The sequence below is a fragment of the Chitinibacter bivalviorum genome (genome assembly GCF_013403565.1).
In the GTDB taxonomy this organism is placed as follows: domain Bacteria; phylum Pseudomonadota; class Gammaproteobacteria; order Burkholderiales; family Chitinibacteraceae; genus Chitinibacter; species Chitinibacter bivalviorum.
This window is the reverse complement of the sequence record NZ_CP058627.1, coordinates 1,764,327-1,790,370: the sequence shown is the minus strand read 5'-3', so window position 1 is coordinate 1,790,370 and position 26,044 is coordinate 1,764,327. Positions and strand designations below refer to the sequence as shown.

27 protein-coding genes are annotated in these 26,044 nt (G+C 51.8%); 10 read left to right on the top strand and 17 right to left on the bottom strand.

Annotated elements, in window-relative coordinates; translation table 11 throughout:
* The first annotated feature begins 94 nt into the window (after nucleotides 1–94).
* Together HQ393_RS08405 and HQ393_RS08400 are read left to right on the top strand one after the other, a co-directional pair.
* Nucleotides 95–2,776 carry a bifunctional acetate--CoA ligase family protein/GNAT family N-acetyltransferase gene (locus HQ393_RS08405; protein ID WP_179354783.1) on the top strand — a complete coding sequence of 894 codons (2,682 nt, stop codon included), beginning with the start codon at nucleotides 95–97 and terminating at the stop codon, nucleotides 2,774–2,776.
* Nucleotides 2,777–2,792: 16 nt separating this feature from the next.
* Nucleotides 2,793–3,197, top strand: coding sequence for a DUF4332 domain-containing protein (locus tag HQ393_RS08400; protein WP_179358342.1), 405 nt, complete (start codon nucleotides 2,793–2,795; stop codon nucleotides 3,195–3,197).
* Nucleotides 3,198–3,404: 207 nt separating this feature from the next.
* Here the strand turns inward: HQ393_RS08400 and HQ393_RS08395 are convergent, their stop codons facing one another.
* The 3 genes from HQ393_RS08395 to HQ393_RS08385 all read right to left on the bottom strand — a co-directional run bounded on the left by HQ393_RS08395 (nucleotide 3,405) and on the right by HQ393_RS08385 (nucleotide 7,071).
* Nucleotides 3,405–4,361: a hypothetical protein gene (locus HQ393_RS08395; RefSeq protein ID WP_179358341.1), complete on the bottom strand. Its 957-nt coding sequence runs from the start codon at nucleotides 4,359–4,361 to the stop codon at nucleotides 3,405–3,407.
* Nucleotides 4,362–4,806: 445 nt separating this feature from the next.
* The gene (locus tag HQ393_RS08390; RefSeq protein ID WP_179358340.1) at nucleotides 4,807–5,895 is read right to left on the bottom strand and encodes an SGNH/GDSL hydrolase family protein; all 1,089 of its coding nucleotides are present in this window, start codon (nucleotides 5,893–5,895) and stop codon (nucleotides 4,807–4,809) included.
* 477 nt (nucleotides 5,896–6,372) lie between these two features.
* Nucleotides 6,373–7,071, bottom strand: coding sequence for a pirin family protein (locus HQ393_RS08385; RefSeq protein WP_179358339.1), 699 nt, complete (start codon nucleotides 7,069–7,071; stop codon nucleotides 6,373–6,375).
* Between the two features lie 113 nt (nucleotides 7,072–7,184).
* On the opposite strand from HQ393_RS08385, the gene HQ393_RS08380 reads away from it, so the two are divergent.
* Nucleotides 7,185–8,090, top strand: a complete 906-nt coding sequence (locus tag HQ393_RS08380; protein ID WP_179358338.1) for a LysR family transcriptional regulator — start codon at nucleotides 7,185–7,187, stop codon at nucleotides 8,088–8,090.
* A 106-nt stretch (nucleotides 8,091–8,196) separates the two neighbouring features.
* Here the strand turns inward: HQ393_RS08380 and HQ393_RS08375 are convergent, their stop codons facing one another.
* From HQ393_RS08375 to HQ393_RS08360, 4 genes are all read right to left on the bottom strand, one after another.
* Complete coding sequence (locus tag HQ393_RS08375) at nucleotides 8,197–8,730, bottom strand: TIGR00645 family protein (RefSeq protein WP_179358337.1); 534 nt, start codon at nucleotides 8,728–8,730, stop codon at nucleotides 8,197–8,199.
* 165 nt (nucleotides 8,731–8,895) lie between these two features.
* The gene (locus HQ393_RS08370; protein ID WP_179358336.1) at nucleotides 8,896–9,459 is read right to left on the bottom strand and encodes a YceI family protein; all 564 of its coding nucleotides are present in this window, start codon (nucleotides 9,457–9,459) and stop codon (nucleotides 8,896–8,898) included.
* Nucleotides 9,460–9,495: 36 nt separating this feature from the next.
* Nucleotides 9,496–10,053, bottom strand: a complete 558-nt coding sequence (locus HQ393_RS08365; protein WP_179358335.1) for a YceI family protein — start codon at nucleotides 10,051–10,053, stop codon at nucleotides 9,496–9,498.
* A 29-nt stretch (nucleotides 10,054–10,082) separates the two neighbouring features.
* The gene (locus HQ393_RS08360) at nucleotides 10,083–10,643 is read right to left on the bottom strand and encodes a cytochrome b (RefSeq protein WP_179358334.1); all 561 of its coding nucleotides are present in this window, start codon (nucleotides 10,641–10,643) and stop codon (nucleotides 10,083–10,085) included.
* A gap of 234 nt (nucleotides 10,644–10,877) precedes the next feature.
* On the opposite strand from HQ393_RS08360, the gene HQ393_RS08355 reads away from it, so the two are divergent.
* Nucleotides 10,878–11,528, top strand: a complete 651-nt coding sequence (locus HQ393_RS08355; protein WP_179358333.1) for a carbonic anhydrase — start codon at nucleotides 10,878–10,880, stop codon at nucleotides 11,526–11,528.
* Nucleotides 11,529–11,578: 50 nt separating this feature from the next.
* Here HQ393_RS08355 and HQ393_RS08350 read toward each other — a convergent pair whose 3' ends face one another.
* Nucleotides 11,579–12,112, bottom strand: coding sequence for a glutathione peroxidase (locus HQ393_RS08350; protein WP_179358332.1), 534 nt, complete (start codon nucleotides 12,110–12,112; stop codon nucleotides 11,579–11,581).
* Nucleotides 12,113–12,148: 36 nt separating this feature from the next.
* Entirely contained in the window at nucleotides 12,149–12,946 is a 798-nt protein-coding gene (locus HQ393_RS08345; RefSeq protein ID WP_179358331.1) for a Cof-type HAD-IIB family hydrolase, read from the bottom strand.
* A gap of 171 nt (nucleotides 12,947–13,117) precedes the next feature.
* Here HQ393_RS08345 and HQ393_RS08340 point away from each other — a divergent pair, with 171 nt between their 5' ends.
* Nucleotides 13,118–14,287, top strand: coding sequence for a BaiN/RdsA family NAD(P)/FAD-dependent oxidoreductase (locus HQ393_RS08340; protein WP_179358330.1), 1,170 nt, complete (start codon nucleotides 13,118–13,120; stop codon nucleotides 14,285–14,287).
* A gap of 542 nt (nucleotides 14,288–14,829) precedes the next feature.
* On the opposite strand, the gene dapB is transcribed toward HQ393_RS08340, so the two are convergent.
* Together dapB and HQ393_RS08330 are read right to left on the bottom strand one after the other, a co-directional pair.
* Nucleotides 14,830–15,639 carry a 4-hydroxy-tetrahydrodipicolinate reductase gene (dapB, locus tag HQ393_RS08335; RefSeq protein WP_218871341.1) on the bottom strand — a complete coding sequence of 270 codons (810 nt, stop codon included), beginning with the start codon at nucleotides 15,637–15,639 and terminating at the stop codon, nucleotides 14,830–14,832.
* Complete coding sequence (locus tag HQ393_RS08330) at nucleotides 15,640–16,113, bottom strand: outer membrane protein assembly factor BamE (protein ID WP_179358329.1); 474 nt, start codon at nucleotides 16,111–16,113, stop codon at nucleotides 15,640–15,642.
* A gap of 61 nt (nucleotides 16,114–16,174) precedes the next feature.
* On the opposite strand from HQ393_RS08330, the gene fur reads away from it, so the two are divergent.
* From fur to HQ393_RS08315, 3 genes are read left to right on the top strand one after another with little or no spacing between them, the layout of a single operon-like run.
* A complete protein-coding gene (gene fur, locus HQ393_RS08325; RefSeq protein WP_438833123.1) occupies nucleotides 16,175–16,645 on the top strand; it encodes a ferric iron uptake transcriptional regulator in 471 nt (156 codons plus the stop codon).
* A gap of 8 nt (nucleotides 16,646–16,653) precedes the next feature.
* Entirely contained in the window at nucleotides 16,654–17,361 is a 708-nt protein-coding gene (gene aat / locus HQ393_RS08320) for a leucyl/phenylalanyl-tRNA--protein transferase (RefSeq protein WP_179358327.1), read from the top strand.
* 18 nt (nucleotides 17,362–17,379) lie between these two features.
* Nucleotides 17,380–18,102, top strand: a complete 723-nt coding sequence (locus HQ393_RS08315; RefSeq protein ID WP_179358326.1) for an arginyltransferase — start codon at nucleotides 17,380–17,382, stop codon at nucleotides 18,100–18,102.
* Between the two features lie 228 nt (nucleotides 18,103–18,330).
* On the opposite strand, the gene HQ393_RS08310 is transcribed toward HQ393_RS08315, so the two are convergent.
* Genes HQ393_RS08310 through HQ393_RS08300 form a run of 3 tightly spaced genes read right to left on the bottom strand, consistent with a single transcriptional unit; the run spans nucleotide 18,331 to nucleotide 20,716 of the window.
* Nucleotides 18,331–18,870: an NADPH-dependent FMN reductase gene (locus tag HQ393_RS08310; RefSeq protein ID WP_179358325.1), complete on the bottom strand. Its 540-nt coding sequence runs from the start codon at nucleotides 18,868–18,870 to the stop codon at nucleotides 18,331–18,333.
* Nucleotides 18,871–18,905: 35 nt separating this feature from the next.
* A complete protein-coding gene (locus tag HQ393_RS08305; protein WP_179358324.1) occupies nucleotides 18,906–19,700 on the bottom strand; it encodes an alpha/beta fold hydrolase in 795 nt (264 codons plus the stop codon).
* Nucleotides 19,697–20,716, bottom strand: coding sequence for a M14 family zinc carboxypeptidase (locus HQ393_RS08300; RefSeq protein ID WP_179358323.1), 1,020 nt, complete (start codon nucleotides 20,714–20,716; stop codon nucleotides 19,697–19,699). The genes HQ393_RS08305 and HQ393_RS08300 overlap by 4 nt, the downstream gene beginning before the upstream one ends.
* A 144-nt stretch (nucleotides 20,717–20,860) precedes the next feature.
* Between HQ393_RS08300 and HQ393_RS08295 the strand changes: the two genes are divergently transcribed.
* A complete protein-coding gene (locus tag HQ393_RS08295; RefSeq protein WP_179358322.1) occupies nucleotides 20,861–21,928 on the top strand; it encodes an enoyl-CoA hydratase/isomerase family protein in 1,068 nt (355 codons plus the stop codon).
* A 120-nt stretch (nucleotides 21,929–22,048) separates the two neighbouring features.
* Nucleotides 22,049–22,729 (top strand): Bax inhibitor-1/YccA family protein, encoded by a 681-nt coding sequence (locus tag HQ393_RS08290; protein ID WP_179358321.1) that lies wholly within the window; start codon nucleotides 22,049–22,051, stop codon nucleotides 22,727–22,729.
* A gap of 156 nt (nucleotides 22,730–22,885) precedes the next feature.
* Here HQ393_RS08290 and recR read toward each other — a convergent pair whose 3' ends face one another.
* From recR to dnaX, 3 genes are all read right to left on the bottom strand, one after another.
* On the bottom strand, nucleotides 22,886–23,482 hold the full coding sequence (gene recR, locus HQ393_RS08285) for a recombination mediator RecR (RefSeq protein ID WP_179358320.1): 597 nt from the start codon (nucleotides 23,480–23,482) through the stop codon (nucleotides 22,886–22,888).
* A gap of 191 nt (nucleotides 23,483–23,673) precedes the next feature.
* A complete protein-coding gene (locus HQ393_RS08280; protein ID WP_179358319.1) occupies nucleotides 23,674–24,003 on the bottom strand; it encodes a YbaB/EbfC family nucleoid-associated protein in 330 nt (109 codons plus the stop codon).
* A gap of 27 nt (nucleotides 24,004–24,030) precedes the next feature.
* Nucleotides 24,031–26,004: a DNA polymerase III subunit gamma/tau gene (dnaX, locus tag HQ393_RS08275; protein ID WP_179358318.1), complete on the bottom strand. Its 1,974-nt coding sequence runs from the start codon at nucleotides 26,002–26,004 to the stop codon at nucleotides 24,031–24,033.
* Nucleotides 26,005–26,044 lie beyond the last annotated feature (40 nt).

Genomic DNA, 26,044 nt, shown 5'->3' with positions numbered 1-26,044 from the left:
ACTACAGAGTTTCATGTATTTTGCAGTGCAATATATATTGCATTGCAAGGCGAAGATATACAATGAATAGCGCGCCTCACTATTGGAAACTCCGATGAAACCTCATTATTTATCTGCCCTATTTGATCCTCGCTCGATTGCCGTGATCGGGGGCTCGGAAACGCCGGGCTCGGTCGGGGAAAAGGTAATGCGTAATTTGGTTGAGTCGGGCTTTACCGGCAAAACTTTTCCGGTCAATTTACGCAATCAAAAAGTGTTTGGCCTCGATACGGTCAAAAGCATTGCCAAAGTAGCTGAAAAAGTCGATCTGGCGATTTTGACGACGCCCAGCAAAACGCTACCTGAATTAATCGAAGGCTGTGGCAAGCAGGGCATCCGTTTTGTCATGATTATGTCGTGGGATTTTGTCGGCACCGATACCAAGGGCAAAGTCTTGCTCGATAAGATTCTGGCGCGTGCACGGCAATATGGCATCCGCGTATTGGGGCCAACAGCATTTGGCTTTGCGCGCGCGCCCAGCAAATTATTGGCGTGTAATTACCAAGGCAAAATCAAAAATGGCGGTATGGCACTGGTGTCGCAATCATCGGCGGTGACGTCGGCGATTCTCGATTGGGCCGAATCGCACGAGTTGGGCTTTTCATCGGTGGTGTCCTTGGGGACTGCGGCCGATATTGATGTCGGTGATGTGCTCGATTATCTGGTGGCCGATCCCAAAACCAAATCCATTTTGCTGTATATCGAGGATTTGAAAGACGCGCGTTTGTTTATGTCGGCCCTGCGCGCCGCTTCACGCTCCAAAGCCGTGCTGGCGCTCAAAGTAGGGCGCTTTGATAATGATGTATCAATCGGGCGTACGCATTCCGAGCGCTTGATCGGCAGTGATGATGTCTTTGACGTCGCGCTCAAACGCGCCGGTGTCTTGCGTCTGCGCTCGATCAATCAATTATTCACCGCCGCGCGCGTGCTCGATGGCTCGTACAAAACCAAAGGTCGTCGCCTCGCGATTATCACCAATGGTATCGGCGCGGGCATGATGGCGGTGGATCGCGCACATGAGCTGCATGTGCAAATGCCGATGCTGAGCGAGCAAACCATCGCCGAACTCGATCAACTTTTACCGCCGCAAGCGCAGCACCGCAATCCGGTTGATATTCTGGGTGATGCAGGGCCAGAGCGCTTCAAGGCCGCTACCGAAATTGTACTGCGCGACCCGAATATTGATGGCGTACTGGTCGTCTTTACGCCGCAAGCGGGTACCGACGATATGGCCACTGCGGAGGCCATGATTGCGCTGCGCAAAACCAGCGACAAGCCGATTTTACTATCGTGGATCGGCGGCAAGAAAGTCGAAGGCAGCCGCAAATTACTTTCCAAAGCCCAATGTGCGCACTTTAGCGCGCCGGAAAACGCCGTAGAGGTGTTCTATTCACTCGCCTCGTGGCAATACAATCAGCAGCTTTTGCTGCAAACGCCGGCCCCGATTGGCGAAATGGAAGAGCCCGATTTCGAAACAGCCCGCATGATCATCGATGGCGTGCTTGCCAGCGGGCGCGAAGTGCTCGACGAAGTCGAATCCAAAGCTTTGCTGCGCGCCTTTCATATTCCAGTGACGCTGACCGTGCGTGCCAAAACGGCCGACGATGCGGTGACGGCGGCCATGGGCTTGGGCTTGCCCGTCGCACTGAAAATCGACGCCGAAGGCATTTTGCACAAAACCGATATCGATGGCGTTGTGCTTAATTTGAATAGCTTGGTGCAGGTGGCATCTGAATCGAACAAAATGTTGGCAAGAGCGCATGATCGGCTCGGCTCGGAGCAGGTGCGCGGCTTGGTGATCCAACCGATGCACGGCAAAAAATCGGGTCGGGAATTAATGGTCGGTGTCTCGCGTGATCGCGCCTTTGGCCCGGTGATTACCTTCGGTTTTGGTGGCATTGCAGTTGAGGTATTTAACGATGTAGCAGTCTCACTGCCGCCTCTGAACGAATACCTCGCCGAAAACTTGATTCGCCGCACACGCGTTAAAAAAATGCTCGGCGCATTCCGCAACCAGCTGCCTGTCGATATGGCCGCCGTCAAAATGGTGTTGATGCGCGTATCCGAAATGGTGTGCGAGCTGCCGCAAATTCAGCAAATGGACATCAACCCACTGGTCGCCGATGAAAATGGCGTCGTGGCCGTTGATGCCAAAATCATTATTGCGCCCGTACCCGAGCAAGCGCGCCGCTACAGCCATATGGCGATTCACCCGTATCCGGCGCATCTGGCCAGCGTCACGCAGCTTAAAAATGGCATGCCGATGTGCTTGCGCCCGATTCGCCCCGAAGACGCCGAGCTGGTGGCGACCTTTGTGAGCAATTTGTCGGATGAAAGCCGCTACAACCGCTTTATGAGCACGCTCAAAACCTTGCCGCAAGCCTTGCTTGCGCGCTTTACCCAGCTCGACTACACGCGGGAAATGGCGATTGTGGCCACGGTGGAAACGGGCGGGGGCGAAATGATCATCGGTGTGGCGCGCTTTACCGCCAATCCTGATCGCGATAGTTGCGAATTTGCCGTTGTCATCGACGATCGCTGGCAAGGCAAAGGGCTTGGGGTAAGATTGATGGACGCGCTCTTTGCCGCCGCCCGTGATATGAATCTGAAAATCATCGAAGGCGAAGTGCTCACCAGCAATAAAACCATGCTGGCATTTATGAAACATTTAGGCTTTAGCATTGGCCCGCATCCCGAAGATGATGGCCTCAAATGGGTAGTGAAACCGTTAAATTAAACCACAGGAGCAATAAATGACTGCAATCGTTGATATTGAAGGTGTAGGCGAAGCGTACGCGGCCAAGCTGAAAGACGCTGGCGTGAATACCGTTGAAGCCTTGCTCGAAAAAGGCAACACGCCCAAAGGCCGTGATGCATTGGCCGAAGCGACAGGCATCTCGGGCAAATTGATCCTGAAATGGGTTAATCATGCCGATTTATTCCGCATCAAAGGCGTAGCGGGTCAATTTGCCGAATTGCTCGAAGCCGCTGGTGTCGACACCGTCGCCGAGCTAGCCCGCCGCAACGCCGCCAATCTGGCCGACGCTTTGGCTAAAACCAACGAAGAGAAAAAACTCGCGGGTACGACGCCGAGCTTGGCACAAGTTGAAAAATGGATTGCCGAAGCCAAAGACTTGCCACGTGGTGTTGAATACTAATTAGGCAGCATGAATTGCGAATAAAAAAGGCAGCTTAGGTTGCCTTTTTTATTGGGTGGTAATCGGTAATGTAAGCCGAAATCAACTCAAAGTTGTTATTAAATTGAATATCGTAGAGTGCGAAACGCGAAGTGTTGCGCTCCCGAAATAGCATTTTCCCTGTATGCGTAAATTAGAATTTACGCACACAGCAAGGCTCAAAATACGCTATTTGTCGTCTTCATTCGGTGCGCCTAAAAGCAAAGGGGGGTAGTCATCGTTACGTGTTGATTTAAGATGTTTTATACCCTTCCAGGCAGCCACACCTGCTGCTAATCCAGCAGCGCCACCTGCGACAATCGGCCATACCGGAGCAGAAACTATGCCGAGAGAAAGAGCAAGAGCACCTAACCCATGTGAGCCAAGTACAGCAACTGAACCTGTCGCTAAACTACCACCAACCGCTGCGCCAGCAGCCATGCCAGCTCCAGCGCTCACACTACCTGAGGGGGACTGCCTCAGCTCCTTTATGATTTTTTGGAAATCGTCCATAGAAGATACGCCAATTTCACCTGCGTTCTGGCTAAGTTTGAGAACTCCATTTTTTATCTCAGAAACAACCGTCTGTACCCTATCGTCGCCAATAACTCGACGAGCGCCATCAACCAAAAGAGCCAAACCAACAGCAACAATCGAGGCATCTTTAACGAAGTCGGCAAAGTCAGTTTCAAGAAACTTTGACGCCAACCCTGATGTTGTGTAACCAAACATACCCAATATGGCCGCAGAGCCTCCGGCAAGGGCAATAATGGGGATTGCAGGAACAAGCGTGACGCCTTGAATACAAGTCACACCTCCGATGAAGACAGACTTCAGGATGGTATTGGCAATCAAAGGGCCGGCAATTGCCCCAATTCCAGCCGAAATAGAGCCGCCCAAATCCGCCAGCTTGCTTCCGACAATATCACGTCCAATATCGATAAACCCGTTATGAACTCCCCAAGCAATAAGTCCTGCTCCGAAAGCCATTTCTACAACGCCTATTTCGGCTTGGTGATTATTCGCCCATTGTGAACATGCATTACGAGCTTTTATAAATCCATCTTGTTCTGGCTTGCGCAAAATAATGTTACTCATAATTTCTCTCGAAAGTTGATTTGTTAATTCCGTTTGAGAAGAGCTCAATAACTTTCCCTTATGCTGCTTATAGACTTGCTACACCCCTCGGATAGTCACAACAATTCAAACTAATTTGAATGTAACTTATAAATCAATTCCTATGAACCCTGTAATATCGCCCGCTTTGGCCGAGTAACACGAATTGTCGATGCGGCGACTCTCGGATTTGGGGCCGTCAGTTGAATATTTATTGTTGCGTGAGGCTGAAAGGCCGGTTGAGGTCGACCAGCGCTACTCACCCAGTTTACCTCTAGTCCGCAATCTCGGTCTCAGTAGTCCAAGTACTTGTCTTGTTTCAGTAACAAGGTGAGAAGTACATCCCATGAGTGGGGCTTAGAATTAGATCTTCTTTAGGTATGTCTTTAGAGGTTAATAAAAATAATACCTTTGGGTATATACCCTTTATGAAATTAATGGCTCAATCATTGTTGGCGATGGCTGAGCTTTTTCCTTACCAAGCCAATTTCAAATCGTTAATTTCGGCCTTTAACTGGCTGGCGACGAGATTGTGATCTTCTAGATTGGGGTGCCATTGGCAGCCAGTCAGTTGCATCGGATCAAGGCTGAGGTAGTGGATGCGGGTGTTGCCTGCCGCTCGCTCGGATTCGACGACGGCGCGGACATTGGGGCGCTGTTGATCATCTGGCCACAGCTTCATCGCGGTGACGATGATGTGCGGCTGTTTGTAGCGGCCATTGATCTCTTTGATCAGCTGGCGATAGGCTGCCTGAAAATCGGTGGCGCGTTGTTCGGCGTTGCGTTTTTCGCCTGCGTTCACCTGCGTGGAAAAGTCATTGATACCAAGCCCAATCACGACCAGCTGCGGTTGCCAGTTGGCAAAATCGGGCTTGCTGCCTGCGTCGGTTTGCAATTGGCGCGCGTAAAAGGTGCGGAAATCGCGGTCAGGCAGGTTGCCGTTCCAGTTGCGGATCAGCCCCATGCCGGACATGGCGTTGGTTTGCCATTGCGCGCCCAGCTCGCGGGCAACTTTGATCGCAAAGCCTTGGCTGATGTCGGTGCTGGCGCTGATTTCGGCATCATTGCATTCGCGTTTGGTCGATAAATCGGCCAGCGCGGCAGTGAATGAGTCGCCGATAAATTCGATTTTGCGTTTGGGCGTGGCGGGGGCGGCTAGCCATTTGCTGTTCGTACCGTCGAGCGTAAAGCCATACACAGTGCCAACGTAGTCGGGCGTTTCATTGCGTCGGATTAGCTCGACTTTATGCTCGCCCGGGGTCAGGTTTTTGACCCAAATGGTGCGTTTGCCGCTGGCTGGCGCAATTTGCTGCACGGCTTTGCCGTCAATTTCAACCGCGTAATAGCTGCGTTCATCATTGAGCACTACGCCGACAGCGCTGCCGCTAAAGTTGGCGGCCAGCGAAACGCCTGGCCAAGTGGCTTGAAATTGATTGGGGCGCTCCGCCGATTGCGCCCAGCGCCCCGAGGCCAGTACGGTGGGTGATGCGGGCTCGGCAGGATGGGCGGCTGAGTAGGCAAATGCGCTGGCGGCGATGGCCGTGGCGAGAATTAATTTGTGCATCAATCTGTCTCCTTGTTATGGAAACGATTGTACGGTGGAAGTATGTAGATGGCATTGTCCGAAAGCCGCTTTGGATTTGTCCAAAACGCGCTTTCGTGAGTTGGCTCACAAGGCTGTACTAATTAAATTGGGCATGTTCAGATTGTGTGTTGATATGAACAGAACTTGGTTTGACTACGAAAAACGATATTCGTAGGGTGGGTTAGGCTAAGCCGTAACCCACCGTTACGCTGCTTTTCTTTATGTCGCGTCACGGTGGCTTACGCCCTAAGGGGCTAACCCACCCTACGATTCTTGTTATCAACACTTTATCTGAACATGCTCATTTAATTGAGGGTATATGGCTGAAGTAATTTTTGGGTATTGATTTTTGGCATATACATAATGTGGGTATATGAGGAAATCCAGCGCTCTATCTGCATAAAACGCTGGATTTACACATGCTCAAAATGGCCCGAGTCCATTTTGCAGCTGCATTTAAAACAAATCAAAAACCAGTACTTCGGCTGCTTGGCCGTTTTTCAGGGCCAGCTTGCTTTCTTGCGTCAGCATGGCGGCATCACCGGCTTTGAGCGCAATGCCATTGACTTCGACCTGACCACGGGCAATGTGCACATACAATTTGCGCCCCATCTGAATCGCTTGCTCTAGCGCCTCGTCGCCGTCAAAAAGACCGACATACAGCCGTACATCTTGATGAATCAGCACCGAGCCTTGTTCGGCGTTCGGGCTGGCGACCAGTCGCAATTGCCCGCGCTTTTCGGCTTCGGCAAAGATTTTCTCTTCGTACGAAGGTGGAATGCCTTTTTGATTGGGCATGATCCAGATTTGCAGCAAATGCGTTTCTTCGCTGCTGCTGGGGTTAAATTCGCTATGGCGCACGCCAGTGCCCGCGCTCATGCGTTGCACATTGCCGGGGCGAATAATCGAGCCATTACCCATGCTATCGCGGTGTTCAATCGCGCCCGACAGCACATAGGTGATGATTTCCATATCCTGATGCGGATGCATGCCAAAGCCCATACCTGCCGCGATGCGGTCGTCGTTAATGACGCGCAGCGCGCCAAAATGCATATGCGCAGGATCGTAATATTCGGCAAATGAAAAGCTAAAGTTGGAATCGAGCCAGCCGTGGTTCGCGTGGCCGCGTTCGTCGCTTTTGCGTAGGGTGATCATGCTGTGCTCCTTCGGGATATTTGAATGATTCGTGCCATAATAAGCGGCAGTTTGCTATGTTGATAGCAAAAATATTCGCTGAATTCGTTCAAAAATTTCGATATAGGTGCGGCATGTTGCGATTAAGTCTGGAAGCCTTGGAAATCTTGGATGCGATCGCACGCCGTGGCAGCTTTGCTGCTGCCGCCGAAGAAGTCCATCGCGTGCCTTCGGCCGTCACCTATATGGTGCGCAAGCTCGAAGACGATATTGGCGTGGCGATCTTTGATCGCAGCGGCCATCGCGCGACGTTGACCGAGGCGGGGCTGGAATTGCTCAACGAAGGCCGCCACTTGCTGCGCGCCGCCAATGAACTCGAATGCCGTATCAAGCGCGTGGCGACCGGCTGGGAAACCGAGCTGACGATCGCGGTCGATACGATTATTCCGCTCGCGCTGATGTTTCCCTTGCTCAAACAATTTGATGAATTGGGCTCAGGCACGCGGATTCGGTTTTTGCACGAGTCGCTGGGCGGTACTTGGGAGGCGCTGCTGGAGCGCCGCGCCGATATTGTCGTGGGTGCCATCGCGCAAGGCCCTGCGGGTGGTGGCTATTCAACGCAGGTTTTGGGCGGGTTTCAAAGTGTATTTGCCATCGCGCCACATCATCCGCTTGCTAGTCAGCCCGAGCCACTGTCGCCGCAAACCATCACGCAGCATCGCGCAGTGGTGATCCCCGATACTGCGCGGCAAATGCCGACGTATTCCTACAATATTCTCTCGGGTCAGGATGTGTTGCGTGTGCCCGATATGCCGCAAAAAGTCGCCGCACAAGTGGCGGGGCTGGGCTGCGGCTATTTGCCGCTGGCGTGGGCCCAGCCTTACCTTGATCGTGGTGAATTGATCGTCAAAACCGTCTCGGAAGTGAACCCGCAAGCGCGGCTCTGCAATGCTTGGCGCAGCCAAGGGGCAGGGCATGCGATGAAGTGGTGGGTGGAGGCGCTCAGTCAATCGACGGCGATTCAGGATTGGCTGCAATAAGATAATCGCTTTGCTGCTGCCTATTACTTGTGGCGATTGAATCCTGCAGGTATTGCCATGAATATAAATTAATATTTTGATTTCATGGCAATACTATGCGGGGGTATTAGTGCTGTGGCTGCGATACCGAATGCAATAGCTTATCGGTATAAGCCAGCGAGGCTGCCGAAACGAGGAAGGCGAGGTGGATGATCACTTGCCATTTCATCGTGGCTTCGGCCATTTGCGCGGCGTTGATAAAGGTTTGCAAAAGGTGGATCGACGAGATACTGATAATCGCCATCGACAGCTTCACTTTCAATACCGTCGCGTTCACATGATCGAGCCATTCGGGCTGGTCAGGGTGGCGGTCAATGCGCAGGCGCGACACGAAGGTCTCATAGCCACCCACCGTCACCATCAGCAGCAGATTGGCAATCATCACCACGTCGATCAAGCCCAGCACCGCCAGCATGATTTGCGTTTCGGATAGCGTCGTCAGATTGCTCATCATATTGTACAGCGCAGCCAGAAACTTATACGCGTACACGCCTTGTACCACGATCAGGCCAAGGTAAATCGGTAATTGTAGCCAGCGGCTGGCGAAGATGATTTTGCCCAGCAACGGCGTGGGGCGATCAGGAGATGGTTGAAATTCCATAAGGTAAACCTAGTTAATTTGGGCGGTGCCGTATTTTACTGCGGAAAGCGCGCGCTGCAAGATTGACGCGCATGTGGGGCGCAGAAAGCGCAGGTCTTGCCCGCGCAACAATGACAAAAGCCCTTTGCACTTGGGGCGCAAAGGGCTTGGGCGTGAAAAAACGGCTTATTTGCTGGCTTCAACCTGAATGCGCAAAGTCACTTCGTCGCTGACTGCTGGTACATACGCTGCCATGCCGAAATCGCTACGTTTGATCGTGGCCACCGCATCCGCGCCGCAAGCTGGTTTTTTGCTCATTGGGTGTGGTGCGCATTTGAAATTGACGACGTTCAAAGTCAAAGGCTTGGTCACGCCGAGCAAGGTGAAATCGCCGCTGACGCTAGCCAATTTGTCACCGTCAAATTTGAAAGTTTTGCCTTTGAACGTGATGCTTGGGAATTTAGCTACATTGAAAAAATCTTCGCTTTTCAAGTGTTTGTCGCGCGCTTCCCAGCCAGTGTTCAGGCTAGCCGTGTCGATGGTGATGTCGGCGCTGCCAGTTTTTTTCTCGCTATCGAGCGTGATCGTGCCGGCGGTTTTTTGGAAAGCGCCGCGCTGGGTTGAATAACCCAAGTGGTTGATTTCAAAGCTAGCAAACGTATGCGATGGATCAACGTTGTAGGTTTCTGGGGCTGCAACAGCAGTCAAAGTGGCCGCAGACAGGATAGAGGCGAGAATCAGTTTCTTCATTATGTGTACTCCTAGTGGGTATGGTCGTAGACTTCTTTATTTACCTGCTTTACCGGTTAATACCAGCTTGTATTTCACTGCAACTTCGTCAGCTACGGTGCCTGTATCAGCCCAAGCGCCATCGCCGAGTTTGTAGTTCAGACGCAAGAGCGGCACAGTGCCTTCCAGCACCAATTCCGCGCCTTGCTGTTTGGCGGTCATTTGGCCGACAACTTCGCGGCTAATGCCTTTGATCGTGAGTTTGCCTTTAGTTTCAAATTTGCCGCCGCCTAGCGCTTTAACAGTGGTCGCGGTGAACGTGCCTTTTGGATTGGCGGCCACGTCAAACCAAGCTTTTTTCTTGGCTTCGGCGTTGCCGTCAGGGCCACCGACATCAATGCTGGCCAAATCAATGACGATTTGCGCGCTGGCCGCTTCCGGCTTGGCGGGGTCAAAATCGATGGTGGCGGTGTAATTTTTGAATGAGCCATCAACCGGCGTATTCATTTGGCTAAATACAAAGCCGAGTTTACTTTTTTGCGGCACCAAGGTTTGGGCTGCTTGTGCACCGATGGAGGTGGCGAGCAGGGCGGCGAGTAATAAAGGACGCAACATTGATTTCTCCAGTTAATTCGCAATTTTAATTAGCGCTTCAAGAAAGGTAGCATGCGAGCCAGCGTACCATCCTTGTCAATAAAGTAATGTTTCAATGCACCTGCAGCATGCAAACCGACCAAGACCATCAAGCCATTGGCGAGTAATTCATGGATTTCTTTCAAGGTATGCGCCAGCGCTTCATCTTTGGCCACTAAGTCGGGCATTTGCCATACGCCGTACAGCATCACTGGGTAGCCTTTGGCTGAGCTGAGCATCCAGCCAACCATGGGCAAGACCAGCATCAGCAGATACAGCAAGTGATGGACACTGACCGCCATCTTGCGTTCAATCGGTTTGAGCTCCGGGTCAATCGCCGGTGTGCCGCGGATCAGCTTGTAAATCAGGCGCACAAAAAACAGCATCAATACCGTGATGCCTGCCCATTTATGCCAAGCAATCAATTGCAGTTTGAGCTTAAAGGTGTCTGGCGCCAGAGGCGTATTGTCAAAAGTCCAGACCAAAATAAAAGCCGCCAAAATCAGCAGCGCCACCAGCCAGTGCAGACCGATTTGCAGCGCGTTGTAATTGCTGGGGGATTTCTTTGTCATTGCGTTTCCTTATTCAGTAAATCTGAATGTGAGTTGAATAATAAAAGTCTTGTGTATTGATTCATAGCAAAAATACTTGTATTGACTATTCAAAAAAATTGAACATGAGCGTTTTGCTGTGCGCAGCAAGTGCTCGGCTAGCAGTGTTTGATAGCAGATCAAAATTGCTAGCGCATGACTGCGGGAAAACCAGTAGAATTGCGCGAAAATAAAATTCATCATCAGGGAGGGAAGATGGAAGACATTGAAAAATTTATCGGTGGGTTTCGCCGCTTCCAACATAAATATTTTGGTGAACACAGCACATTATTCGAAGAGCTCAAACAAGGGCAAAACCCAAAGACGCTGCTGATTGGCTGCTCCGATTCGCGTGTTGACCCCGCTTTGCTGATGGACTGTGATCCCGGTGATTTGTTTGTCGTGCGCAATGTGGCCAATATGGTGCCGCCGTATGAAATCGATGGTGCTTTTCACGGTGTATCTTCGGCGATTGAATACGCGGTAGTGCATCTGGAAGTCAGCAAAATCATCATCTTGGGGCATTCGGCTTGCGGTGGTATTCGTGCGCTGATGCAAAATCCAGAATCCAAAACTGAGGCCAACTTTGTCGGTCGTTGGGTGCGGATTGCCGATTCAGCGCGTGAGCAAGTTAAACGCGAGTTGGCGCATAAAGATGAAGAGCGCCAGATTCGCGCTTGCGAAATGGCGGCGATTATTGTTTCGCTCGACAATCTAATGAGCTTTCCATTCATCGCCGAGCGCGTTGAGGCGGGCAAGCTAAGTCTGATTGGTTGGTATTTCGATATTCAGCAAGGCTCTTTGTACGACTTTGACCAGGAAATCAATCGTTTCCGTCCTTTGGTGACGTCAATTTCGGCGACTTAAGTATTGAGATCTGAATAAAAAGCCCGCGATGTGCGGGCTTTTTTTATGGCTTATTTTTTTGGTAGCCAGCTCTCGATTTTACCGATGATTTCCTTATCATCGGGCTCGGTCAGCGAGCTGTACGCAGTCACCGTTTTGCCATCGGGTGCGATCAGGTATTTATAGAAATTCCATTTCGGGCTGGTGTCGCTGGCGGTGATCAATTGCTGGTAGAGCGGATTGGCCGTTTTGCCCGTGACGCTGGATTTTTCCATCATTGGAAACTCGACCATGTAGGTGAGTTTGCAAAACTCGCCAATCTCGGCGTTGCTTTCCAGCTCTTGCTTAAAATCATTCGACGGAAAGCCAATCACCAACAGTCCACGCGCTTTGTACTGCGCGTACATCTTTTCCAACTTGGTAAATTGCTTGGTAAAGCCGCATTTACTCGCGGTATTGACCACCAAAATCGGCTTACCCGCATACTGGCACAGATCAAAAGGCTGGCCTTGCAGTGTTTTGAATTGATGCTGGAGTATCGGGCTGCAAGCGGCGTTAGCTAAGCCACTGAGCAAGATACTCCCTAAAAATAAGCTGATACGCATGATTTAAACTCGCCCAGGGTGATTTGGAATTGGGGTTTAGAGTTTAAACATACTCCTTAATTGAGTCGCTACGCCATGATTTTCATTGCTGCCGATAACTGGTAAATCAGGGTGCGCGGCTTTGAGCTTGTCGCTGGCGTTAGCCATGACAAACGCCGTTCCCGCCACGGCTAGCATTTCAATGTCATTCTGCCCGTCGCCAAAGGCAATGCAATGCGATTTGTCCGAATCAAGGCGCGCCAGCACCGCTTGTAGCGCATGGCCTTTGGAAACGGTCGGAGCCATCACCTCTAGGCAATCATGCGCCGAAAACGTGATGTAAACCTGATCGCGATATTGAGCCAGAATTTTGGCTTCAATCGCGCTCAGTGCTTCGTGTTCGCCGATGTATAAAATTTTCGCAACGCCTGCGCCGTGGTGATTGGCCAGATCAACGACCTGATAGCCAAAGCCTGAATCTTTGTAATACACGCCAACCAGCTCTGGGCATTCGCGTTCAACCAACCAACCCTCATCGGTGTACATATTGAGCAAAGAACCTGCTGAAAATTCAGGCTGCAATAGCGCACGCGCCAAAGCAGGGTCGATATTCTCAGCGTAGATTTCGTCATCATTTGGTGCGTGCACGCGCGCGCCATTGGACGTAATCAGATGCGCGGGCACACCAAGCACGCTGCGAATACCTTTGACATCCAAAAAATGGCGACCGGTCGCGATGGTGATGTTGATACCTTGAGCCGCCAGCGCCTGAAAGGTCTCGGCGGTGTATGGATCGACTTTGTGTTCAGAGTCGAGCAGGGTGCCATCTAGGTCGGTAACAATCATCGTGTGCATTGGGTGCTCCCACAGAATAAGTCCTGCTATTTTACGCTAGCGCGACAGTAGATTGTCGCTGTAATAATGCCAATGGGGTTTGACCTTACTCGCGACTCAGATTGGCTGTACAACGCAAAAGCCTGTGCTGCGCGCTTAGAGGTACAATAGTCGCCTTCTGAGGGGTAAAGAATGCAAGAAACGGATGTAGTGATTATTGGCGCGGGCGCCGCCGGTTTGATGTGCGCCGCAACGGCGGGCCAGCGTGGCCGACGCGTGGTTCTGGTCGATCACAGCACCAAGCTGGCCGAGAAAATCCGTATTTCTGGCGGTGGGCGCTGCAATTTCACGAATCTGAATATTCACCCTGATTGCTATCTCTCGAACAACCCGCACTTTGTGAAGTCGGCGCTCAAGCAATATACCCAGCACGATTTTATTGCGATGGTGTACAAGCACGGGCTGAGTTTTCATGAGAAAACGCTGGGGCAATTATTTTGCGATCAAAACTCAGAAGGCATTATTCAAATGCTCAAAGACGAGGTCGAGCAAGGTGATGTGATTTGGCGCATGGGCACGAGCGTCTTGAGCGTGGCGCAGGGCGAGTCGGGTGGATTTATCGTTGAAACCAGCCAGGAAACCTGGCATTGCCAATCCTTAGTCATTGCGTCGGGCGGATTGTCGATTCCGCAAATCGGCGCAACGCCGATGGGCTATGAAATCGCCAAGCAATTTGGCCTGAAAATTGTGCCGCAAGCGCCAGCTTTAGTGCCGCTGACCTTTCAAGCCGAAGATTTATGGGCTGAATTAGCGGGTGTCGCGATCGAAGATGCCATTGTGAGCTGCAAAACGCAACAGTTTCGCGAGGCGATTTTGTTCACGCACAAAGGGGTTTCTGGCCCTGCGATTTTGCAAATATCCAGCTATTGGCAGGCGGGCGACACGATTGAAATTGATCTGATTCCTGATCTGGATTTGCAAGATTATTTTGCCAATGCCAGCCGTGAAGCGCTACTGTCAACGATACTTTCGGATGTGTTGCCTAAACGTTTTGTGCAGGTATGGCTGCAAAAGCTAGGTGAAATAAAACCTTTGAAGCAATACTCGCCTAAGGTATTGCAAGGCTTAGAGGCGGAGCTGCACGCTTGGCAGGTCAAACCCTCGGGTACGGTTGGCTACAAAAAAGCCGAGGTCACACGCGGTGGGGTCGATACCGACGAGCTGCTCTCGAAGACGATGATGTCGCGCAATGTCGCGGGCTTGTATTTCATTGGTGAGGTCGTCGATGTGACCGGCTGGCTGGGCGGTTACAATTTTCAATGGGCCTGGTCGTCGGGATATGTTGCAGGAATGAATATTTAGGACTAGAGTAATACTACAGCAACAAAACAGGAGGCTAGTTTTGGATTCGATGTGTTGTTGTCTAACTAAATTACAGGAGGCCAAATTTGTTTAAGCGTTTTCTGTTCGTTTTAGTACCCAGCCGCAAAGGCTAAACCCTGATCAATTGTGATCTCGTAGCATAAGGTGTACGGTATAAGGCAGTCATAGTACTCGCCTCAATCAATTAAATACCGAGCCAGCCACGAGGTGTCGATCGGGCACCTCGTTGATCTTTAATGATGTTCTTTGCAACATGGTCGTAGATCTTCGCAATACAGTAGTCAGGTTAAGTGGTTTTGATTAACTTTGTATGTAGTGTGATATGACGTAGTTAGTAGCAGTGGTTTTTGATCTACGAAATGATAATGTGGCAGGAAAGGGCGGATAATCAGCAGTTGATGTGATGTGTTTGGTAGGACTGATTATTCATTCATCATTGCAGGGTAAATAAAAAGCGAGGCCATCTGACCTCGCTTTTTTTTCGTGCCAAATTTCTGATGGGCTCGCCAGCGGCAAAGGCATTAGGTGATGTTTTTAAGGCCCAATACATCCTGCATATCATAATGCCCGGTGGTTTTGTTGGCCAGAAAACGTGCCGCACGCAAGCTGCCTTGCGCATAAATGGTGCGATTGCTCGCTTTGTGGGTGACTTCAACTCGCTCGCCAGCTCCGGCAAAAACCACCGTATGATCCCCAATCACATCGCCGCCGCGTAGGGTGGCAAAGCCGATCGTGCCATCTTCGCGCTCGCCCGTAATGCCTTCACGCGACCAAACGGCCACATCTTTTAATGCTTTATCCCAAGCTTTAGTCACCGCTTCACCCATCGCAATGGCCGTGCCAGAGGGCGCATCGACTTTGTGCTTGTGGTGCATTTCAACGATTTCGACGTCATAGCCTTGATTGAGTACGCCGGCCGCAATTTCCAGTAGTTTGAAAACCAAATTGACGCCAACACTCATATTGTACGCCGACACAATCGCGATTTTTTCGCTGCCCGCTTTTACTGCGGCGCGACCGGCTTCATCAAACCCCGTGGTGCCAATAATCATATTCACGCCGTATTCTTGGCAGGCTTTAAGGTGTTCAAGCGTACCTTCAGGGCGAGTGAAATCGATGATAACGTCAGCCCCATTTAGTGCGGCTAAATCGCTGCTGATCAGTACGCCGCTATTTTTGCCCAAAAAGGCCGTCGCATCCGTGCCGATGCTATCGCTACCGACGCGATCTAGCGCCGCAAACAATTGTGCATCAGGTGCATTAACTACTGCTTCGATCAACATGCGGCCCATACGACCGCTGCTACCGGCAATGGCGATTTTCATCGTCATTTAAAATCCTTTATCAATCAGTGGTTTGACTTCAGTTTCAGCATTCGGTGCTGCACTATTGCTGGGGACTGTGTTGTTAGACTTGGAGCTAGTGTCATTGACTTGTGCTGGATCAGCTTTCCTCGCCTCAATACGCTCAATCGGCTCTGGTAGCGCGTCACCTTCCCATTTCACCAAGCTGTTTTCTTGGAAGTAAAGCGTGAGGCGCTTGCTTTCTAGTAGCGTATCGCCACGCGTGTCACGCGATAAATAAACCCATTGAGTTTGATGAAATGGGTCTACCAGCAAAGGGGTGCCAAGTACAAATCGTACTTGATTTTGTGACATGCCGACTTTGAGCTTGGCGACTTGATCGATCGTGATTTCATTGCCCTGTGGAATATCGAGCTTATAGGGCGTGAAAAAATTGACTACGCTGCAGCCCGATAAAAGCAGGCTGCCGCTGATGATTACAGTTAAAATTCTAGCCTTCATGCTCGTACGCTTCACTGTTGGGGTCGGTGCGCGGCACCGAGAAACGCTATATGATAACCGTATTGCGCCAACACCGCACATATTGGGAAGTGGGAAAATTAAAATGAGCAAAGCGGCTGAATTAAAAGGTATGGGTTTAAAGGCGACCGGGCCTCGTTTGAAAATTCTTAATTTATTTGAAACCAGCGCCGAGCGTCACTTAACGGCTGAGGATGTCTATCGTCTGTTGCTGGCCGAAGAAATCGACGTGGGTTTAGCGACGGTATATCGCGTTCTGACGCAGTTTGAGCAGGCTGGTATCTTAGTTCGCCATCACTTTGAAACGGGCAAATCGGTATTTGAGCTCAATCACGGTGAGCACCACGATCATCTGGTGTGCGTGAAATGCAGCAAAGTGGAAGAATTCTACGATCCTGAAATTGAAGCGCGCCAAGATGCCATTGCAGAAAAGCATGGCTTTCAAATTCAAGAGCATGAAATGTATCTATATGGCTTATGCGCCGATTGCCAGACTAAAACGAATAAAAAATAAGTGAAGTCATGATTCCTTGGCTTGATCATCGCCACCAGTTTCCGCCGTTAGAGCAAGCCTTGCCCGAGCCAAACGGCTTGCTTGCGGCGGGGGGCGATTTGGCGCCAGGGCGCATTTTGGCGGCTTATCGGCAAGGGATCTTTCCGTGGTATATGCCGGGCGAACCCATTTTGTGGTGGAGCCCGAGCCCGCGGATGGTGCTATTTCCTGATGATTTGCATGTGCATCGATCATTGGACAAGGTCATTCGTAATCGCGCCTACCGTATTACTTTTGACTCCGCGTTTGCTGAGGTCATGCAAGGCTGTGCAGCACCGCGTGGCGCAGAAACAGGTACTTGGATTTCTGCTGATATGCTGTCGGCCTACCTTGCGCTGCATGAGGCGGGTTATGCGCATAGTTTCGAATGCTGGATGGATGATGAGCTCGTTGGTGGGCTTTATGGCATGGCGATCGGAAAAATGTTCTATGGTGAATCTATGTTCGCCAAACGCGCTGATGCCTCTAAAATTGCCTTTGTCCATGCGGTACGATGGCTTAAAGAACAGGGATTTGGCCTGATTGATTGCCAGATGTACACCGATCATCTGGCACGCTTTGGCGCTAAAGAGATCGAGCGTAAACAGTTTATGAGGCATTTAGGGCAATTGATCGACCAATACGATCTGCTCGGCCCATGGTCTTATCGCTATGATTCAACAGGTGAACCATCGTAGACGACAGGCGAGGCCAATATGAACGATACCTTTCGCAAGCACACGGTCCAGCTCCAGTTTTATGCAACGGCTCCTTATCCCTGTAGCTATCTGGATCAGCAGTATGCGCGCTCGCAAGTGGCCGTGCCTTCTGATTTGATTGGCACTGATGTCTATAGCCAGTTAGTCGAGCAAGGATTTCGCCGTAGCGGTCAGTTTGTCTATCGTCCGTGGTGTGACCATTGCCAAGCCTGTGTGCCAGTGCGCCTGCCCGTCGCGCAATTTCAGCCCAATCGTACCCAGCGCCGAGTGCAGCAGCGCAACCACAATCTTAAAGTCAGATTGATCGAGCTGAGTTTTCGCGATGAGCATTTTCAGCTCTATCAGCGTTATCAACAGTCGCGCCATGCGGGTGGTGGGATGGATCAGGATAATCGCGAGCAATATGAGAGTTTTTTGCTCAAAAGTAATGTCGCCAGCGTCCTGGCCGAATTTATCGAAGACGGTGTCGTGCGGATGGTGAGCCTGATTGACCAGCTCAATGATGGTATTTCATCGGTGTATACCTTCTTTGATCCCGATTTAAGCAGCCGCAGTTTGGGCGTGTATAACGTGCTGTGGCAAGTGGGTTTGGCCAAACAGTTGGGTTTGCCCTATGTGTATCTCGGCTACTGGATCAAAGATTGTCGCAAAATGTCCTACAAAACCCAGTACCGCCCCATCGAGGGGCGGGTAAAAGGTGAGTGGGTTGTGCTAGATTGATGGGTATATCTCAAAAATCATTTAATTGATTAGATTTTGTAGATATACCCCACTTGGTTAGGGCATGTTCAGATAACGTGTTGATAACAAGAATCGTAGTGACGCGACATAAAGAAAAGCAGCGTAACGGTGGGTTACGGCTTAGCCTAACCCACCCTACGAATATCGTTTTTCCTAGTCAAACCAAGTACTGTTCATATCAACACATAATCTGAACATGCCCCTTGGTTAGGCGCTAATTTTCTTTGACCAGGCCGCCAGCGCGATCAATTGTTGGCGAATATTCTCTTTAATTTTCTCATCGGTCAGGTTGCCATCGGCATCAAATGTGCCGGCAAATGCATTGGCAAATACTTCGGGCTTATTGAGTGGATGCACGTCGATAAAAGTGCAAACCTGACGCAAGTGATATTGCGAACGCGAAGAGCCCATGCCACCTGCCGCCCCCATAATCGCCGCCGCTTTGCCGCCAAGTAATGTGTTGCCTTCAGCACGAGAAGCCCAATCAATTGCGTTTTTCAACGCAGGGGCAATCGAATAATTGTATTCGGTGGCACCAAAAATAAATGCATCAGCCGCGTCAAATTGTGCTAACAAGGTTTTGACCGCAGCAGGTTGCTCGGTGATATCAGCATTATAAAAAGGTACTTGGCTCAGATCGGCAATCGTAATTTCCATGCCTTCGGGCGCATTGGCTTGCGCAAAGCGCAGCAAGCCTTTATTGGTCGATTTTTCGCGCAAACTGCCGCAGATGGCCAAAACTTTCATGGTTTGATCCCTTACAGGTTGGTGAGTTGCATTCATCATAAAGCATGAATTTGCGCTTCGGATAGCAAAGAGTTTTGACTGGCATCTTCAGTTTTATTGAAGAATGTTGCCGCGATTTGCGTCAGTACCCATTCCCCGTCATCCAGTGGCAAATCATGCCCTGCATCGGGATGCGTTTGCAGCGGTACCTGCCATTGCGCGGCAATTTGCGCGCTGCAGCGCGGATCGACCAGTTGATCCCCCAAGGCATTGAGCATCAGCAGCGGCACCGCTGGCGCGCAGCTCGGCGCACGATAATGGCTGGCAGCCCAAAGCTGGCGCAATGCATTGGCCGTGCTAATAGGGTATTGCTGCGCATAATTTTGCCATGCCAGCAGGGGGGGCACGTGCTGTCGCTGACTCGTGAGCCGCATGATCATGGCTTCACGTTCGGCGGGGGCTAGTAAGGCAAGCCTGATGAGCACTGGCCATTGTGACCAGCGCAAGCGCTGATGGATGGGGTTGTAGCGACGCAAACTGGTATTGATTAGCGTACAACTGGCCAAGCAGTGCGGGTGGCGATGCGCCCATTCGATCGCCGCCATGGCGCCAAGTGAAATAGCGATCACATGGTATGGCCCGTCAATGCCTTTCTCAATCAGGCTTTGCTGCACATACTCTGCCATGTCGCCAATTGAAGTCAGGCTTTGTTGCTGGTGGAGCAGGCCATTGCCTGGCCATTCAATACAAATAATCTGATCCTGCGGAAAACGAGTTTGTAGTTGATCGACGAAATGCCCCCAATGCCGCGTTTCGCGCATCAGACCGCGTAATAGCACCCATGTTTTCATGGCTGATACCACTGTTGCAGCGCTAGTTGCTGGTGCTGGGCACGATTGTCTGGCTGCGTCAGCCAATGTTGATAATCATGCACCGCACGGATTAAAAATTCGAACAAGATTAAATGCTTGCGCAATACCCTTTGCTGGCGATGCGGCACAATTGGATTGAATAAGCCGCCCAAGGACAGCATCTGGCGCGGGTTTTTTTTAATCCACAACCAAGAGCCGAGCTCAAGGGTGAGCGGCAAAAAGATGCGCTGGCTGCTTTGGCTGTGCTGCAAATATAAATAATCCCAGATATCGCCGTGGGTCAGGTATTGCCGCGCCTGCGGCTCGATTACGTAGGGGTGATTTGGATAGCTACGTTGAAACAAATGTGCCAGCGCATGGACATCGGGCAAATGAGTGATCGGCTCATGCGTGTGTGCATAGGGAAACCAGACCCGATCGCGCAAGCCAAAACCCGAATGGCAATCGAGCGCGATACTCAATGGCGCAGACAATAACTGCTCGCGCACGACTTCACACAAAGCCTGATTTTCTGGTGCCATATCGCCATCGGCGCTCCCCCGATACCAAGGCAAGTGGCGACTTATCCGATGCCCGCCCACGAGCAAGGCGGGACGCTGGCTTGCTTCGACTGGCGCATTGCGCATCAGATCAATGCCATCGCCATTACTGCGCCAGCCTTTGACCATGCCAGCAGGATTGATCAGCGGCATAAACACAATGCGCATCTTTTGGAGTTTGTGCTGCAGGCTGCTATCCCATTCCATGCGCACCAGCAGGCTTTGCAGCAAAGCGAGCAAGATCTGACTGCCGATGCGCTCAAGGCCATGGACGCCGCCAAAAAAACCCAGCACGGGCGCATCGGCAGCAGGGCTGCCTAAACTTAAGCTATACAAAGGATATTGATGAGTTTGGGCGTGAATCACACCATGTTGTTGCACCGATAGCCAAGATGGCGCTTGGGCGATGATTGCTTCGAGCTCGGCTAATTCTGTTAAATCATGCTGCGCATTCATACCTATGCTCAAGCGGGTTATTTTCCCCACTATAGGTCAGCATCGTCCTACTTATGTTACAGCCGCTATAAAGGAAATTACTGCTTGCTGCGCCTTGGCCGGATCAGGCTAAATGCCCGCATATCCTTTCGGCAGGAGTCGTGAATGACCGTTCATGTTTCAACCATCAATACGAGCTGCGGGGCGCAGATTGGCTGTTTGGCGCTGAGCGCGCCCGAGCGGATTAACGCCCAAAATTTGGCGATGGTGCGACAAATGGCCGCCGCCCTCGCCGCGTGGGAGCATGATGCGCAGTTGGTCGCGATCGTCTTGATTGGTGCGGGTGAACGCGGGTTTTGTGCCGGCGGTGATTTGAAAGCGCTGTATCACGCGATGACCAGCGCTGGGGCCATCGGCGAAGGCGATGCTTTTTTTGCCGAAGAATACCGCCTCTGCCAAACGATCCGCGAATATCCCAAGCCGGTGCTGGCGTGGGGGCACGGCATTGTGATGGGCGGCGGATGGGGCTTATTTTCAGCCGCGAGTCATCGCATCGTGACCCCAACAAGCCGTTTGGCCATGCCAGAAACGGGTATTGGGCTATTTCCCGATGTGGCCGCCAGTTGGTGGCTACCGCAAATGGGGAGCGCTGGCCGCTTTTTGGCTCTCTCGGGGGCTGCGATGAACGCGGCAGACGCGCTAGCATTGGGCGCGGCGCAATGGCTCTTGCCCGATGAGCGCCGGCACCAGACGCTGTTGGAGCTGGCGGGCTTAGATTGGCAAGGTGACACGGCGGATCATCAGCGATTGGCTCAATATCTGTCGTCCATTGCGGTGCCGAGCTGTGCCATCGAGCCCCAACTTTTATCCCATCAGGGCGAGTTTGAGCTAGCTGCCAGTGGTGGGTATCTATCTGCAGTTCAATATTTAAAAGATCTTGCAGGTCATACCTGCGATTATTTAGGGCATGTGGCCCAACGTATGCACAAAGCCTCGCCCACATCCTTGTACCTTAGCTGGCGCTTGCAAGACATCTGCGCTGATAAAACGCTGGCTGAAACGGTGGCATTGGAAACGCAAATGGCTGCCTGTGCACTGCGTTATGGTGATTTCCAAGCGGGTATTTACGCCACGCTATTTGATCGCAATCAGCCACACCGCTGGCGCGAAGCAAGTATTGAGTCATTAGATCTGGCTGCCATCGAGCAGGCGTTTGCGCCGGTGTTTGAATGAGGCATGGCAAAAGCTTGAGAATATTGTCAATTTAGCCGCGATGACTTGAAACTTTTCTCATTTCCCCGCATCTTAGTGGCATGGCGCAAGCCGATGATAAAAGTCTAGGAGAGTCTGATCATGCAATACAATCCAGCAAGCTACGGTAGCACGACGCTGGCCGTTGAACGCAACCGCGTGTTGCGCAACACCTATTTCCTGTTGGCGCTGTCAATGTTGCCAACAGCAGCGGGTGCCATTTTGGGTATCTCGATGAAATTTGCGATGAGCCCGATGATGGGTTTTATCGTGTTTATGGCGGTAAGCTTTGGCGCGTTTTACGCCATTGAAAAAACCAAAGAATCAGGCGCAGGCGTTGCGATTTTGCTCGCTTGGACTGGTTTTATGGGTCTGTGGCTGAGCCAAATCCTGCAAGTCGCGCTCAAATTTAGCAACGGTGCCGAGTTGATCGGTATTGCCGCAGTGGGTACTGCTGCGATCTTCTTTACCTTGGCCACCATCGCCACCGTGACCAAGAAAGATTTTTCCTTTATGGGTAAATTCTTGATGATCGGTCTGGTGATTGTGCTGCTGGCTGCGATCGCGAATATTTTCTTCGCCATTCCTGCGCTGTCGCTGACCATCTCTGCCGTAGCGGTATTGCTGTTTTCTGGCTTTATCCTGTTTGATGTCAGTCGCATCGTGAATGGTGGCGAAACCAATTACATTTCGGCCACCTTGAGCCTGTACCTGAACATTTACAATCTGTTCACCAGCTTGCTCAACCTGCTGATGGCTTTCTCTGGTAACAGCCGCGATTAAGCGCGCTCAAGCCGTAATCTAAAAAAACCGCATTGTTCGCAATGCGGTTTTTTTATATGAGCGCTTTAATCGGCACAGAATGCGTTTGTGCCGTATGGATGGGGTGGCTCGTTTGAGCTGCATACAACACAATGGGCTTGATGACTTATTCGATGACTACAAACCACGCCGTTCAATCAGCGCTTGCGCTAATGTGCCTGGATCTACATGTTCGAGCTCGCCGCCGACGGGCAGGCCGCGGGCGATGCGGCTGACTTTGAGTCCGCGTGCGCGCAGCATTTCGGCTAGGTAATGGGCAGTCGCTTCGCCCTCAGTCGTGAAATTGGTCGCTAGCACGACTTCTTCAACAATCCCATCGCTGGCGCGTTTGAGTAATTGCGCGAGTGCGATGTCTTTGGGGCCGATGCCATCGAGCGGCGAGAGGCGACCCATCAAGACAAAATACAAGCCTTCAAAACTGCGCGTGTGTTCGATCGACATCAGGTCGGTCGGCATCTCGACGACGCAGAGCAGGGCATGATTGCGTTGCTCGTCCGAGCAAATATCGCAAACATCGGCCTCGGTAAAGGTATTGCAGTGGCGGCAATGTTTGAGTGTGCCCAGCGCTTCGACCAGCGATTGCGCCAAACGGCCAGCGCCGTCTTGATCGCGCTGCACCAGATGAAACGCCATTCGCGTCGCTGATTTGGGACCAACGCCGGGTAGGACGCGCAAGGCTTCAATCAGATTATTCAGCGAACGGGGTGTGCTCATGGGGTATTGCCTTGAAGAGTAATTCGCAATTGATCTGTGATGTGATACTGCGGTGTGTATCTACACAGTTTCCGAGTGGCGAGCCCACACAGAGTGTAGGAGGACGGAGCGCAGAAACCGCAATGGACTGAAGTCCATGAGGATTTCGAGCTCCGCCCGACTGCAATATGCGTAGGGCGCAGACCTCGGAATTAGAAGGGCAGTTTCATGCCAGGTGGTAATGGTAGTCCTGCCGTCAACGCGCCCATTTTTTCTTGGCTGGTTGCTTCGGCTTTGCGCAATGCGTCGTTAAATGCCGCTGCAATCAGGTCTTCCAACATGTCTTTGTCGTCCGACAACAGGCTATCGTCGATCGCAACGCGTTTTACCACGTTGGCGCAGGTGATGGTGATTTTCACCAGACCGGCCCCCGATTGGCCTTCCACTTCAACTGTGGCCAGCTCATCTTGCGCTTTTTTCATGTTTTCTTGCATTTGCTGGGCTTGCTTCATCAAGCCACCCAAACCGCCTTTATTGAACATACTTTTTCCTTTGTGGTTGATGATCGGTTACAGCGGTTTAATCGACGCTGCGTCGATGGTGCCGCCAAAATCCCGAACGAGGGTTTGAATAAATGGGTCATTTTGAATCGCCGCCACGGCGACTTCCTGCCGCGCTGCATTTTCGCGCACCAGCATGACCGCAGGGGTTTCGCCCTGAATCGTGCCGATATTGACGTTCACCTCAATGTCGCGACCAAAATGTTCGGAGAGCGCTAGGCGCAGTTTATCTTGATAATCGCGAGTGGCGACGGCGCGATGTGCTTCGGCAACTTGTAAATCGAAACGTATATCGCTATAGCTCAATAGCTCTGCGTTCTGCGCCAACATACCTGCCGCGCCCAGCTTGAGTTGCACTACCAAAGCGCGCCAGTCGCCATTGAATGGCGTAACTGGTTTACTCTGGCTCGGCGTAGCAATACTTGGTGCCGGTTCTGTGTGCGGCGCGGTCGGGGCAGGCTCAGAAACGTACTGTGCAGCAGGTTCGCTCGCTTGATAAATGGCCTCGGCCGCTTCGCTATGCCACGGTGGTGGCTCTAAATCATCGTAAGCGGAAGCAGATTCAACTGCGGGGGCCGTGTTGCTAGGCTGAGCTGGTGCTGGTGCTGGTTCTGTTGCCGATGGTGCCATTTGCACCACGCTCGCTGATTCAAGCCGCGCAGGGCTGGCCGCGATCTGCTCAGGCTTTCCCGGCGTGATAGCTCCTGCGGGGGAAGTAGACGCAGCAGGTGTTGCTGTGATTTGCTCGGCTTGCGCTGGTGCGATATTGCTGAGGGCTTGTGCGGAATTAGCCGGAGGGGCGATCACTCCAGAGTTTTGCTCTGTTTTCGCCGGAGTGGTCGTTCCGGTGATTTGCTCTGGCTTGGCCGGAGTGACAGCTCCAGCAATTTGCTCCGGCTTCGCCGGAGCAAAGGCCAGCATTCGCAGCAGCGTCATCGTAAAGCCTGCGTATTCATCCGGTGCCAAAGGTAAATCACGACGGCCGTGCAGGGCGATTTGGTAATACAGCTGGGTATCTTCCGGGCTGAGTGCTTGCGCCGCGGCGACAATCTGGCCGCGTTGTGGCAGATCATCTGCCAATGCGTTTGGCACAGCTTGAGTCAGCGCCACCTGATGCAGCACATTGGCTAGCTCATGTAGTGCAGCTTCATACGACAAGCCGCGCGAGGCAATCGCGTCGGCGGTGTGCAGCAGACGTGGGCCATCGTGCGCAGCGAGCGCATCAAGTAAATCGAATAAATAACTTTGATCCACCGCGCCAAGCATCGCGCGCACGCCAGACTCTTCCACCTGACCCGCGCCGTGTGCGATGGCTTGATCGAGCAGCGAGAGCGCATCGCGCATCGAGCCATTGGCTGCGTGGCCGAGCAGATTAAGCGCCAGTGGCTCAAATTGTACTTGCTCGGCTTCTAGGACTTTATGCAGATGGCCGGTGACTTGCTGCGGCGTCATCTGGCGCAGCGAAAACTGCAGGCAACGGCTCAGTACCGTGATTGGTACTTTTTGTGGATCGGTTGTTGCCAAGATAAATTTGACGTGGCTAGGCGGCTCTTCCAAGGTCTTCAGCATCGCGTTGAATGCTGATTTGGAAAGCATGTGCACCTCGTCGATGATGTACACTTTGAAGCGCCCGGCGGTGGGCGAATATTGCGCGTTGTCCAAGACTTCGCGGATATTATCGATGCCGGTGTTCGACGCCGCGTCGATCTCGAGCAGGTCGACAAAGCGGCCCGCGTCAATCTGCGTACACGCCGAGCAAACGCCACACGGCGTTGATGTAATGCCGGTTTCGCAATTGAGCGCCTTGGCCATAATCCGCGCGATGGTGGTTTTACCCACGCCGCGGGTGCCAGTGAGCAAATACGCATGGTGCAGTCGCTCGCTGGCAAACGCATTTGCCAGTGCTTTGATCACATGCTCTTGCCCAACGAGCTGGGCAAACGTTTTGGGGCGCCATTTGCGCGCGAGTACTTGATAGGCCATTTCGCGATTCTAACAGATTCGCGATTCCAACCGATCGATT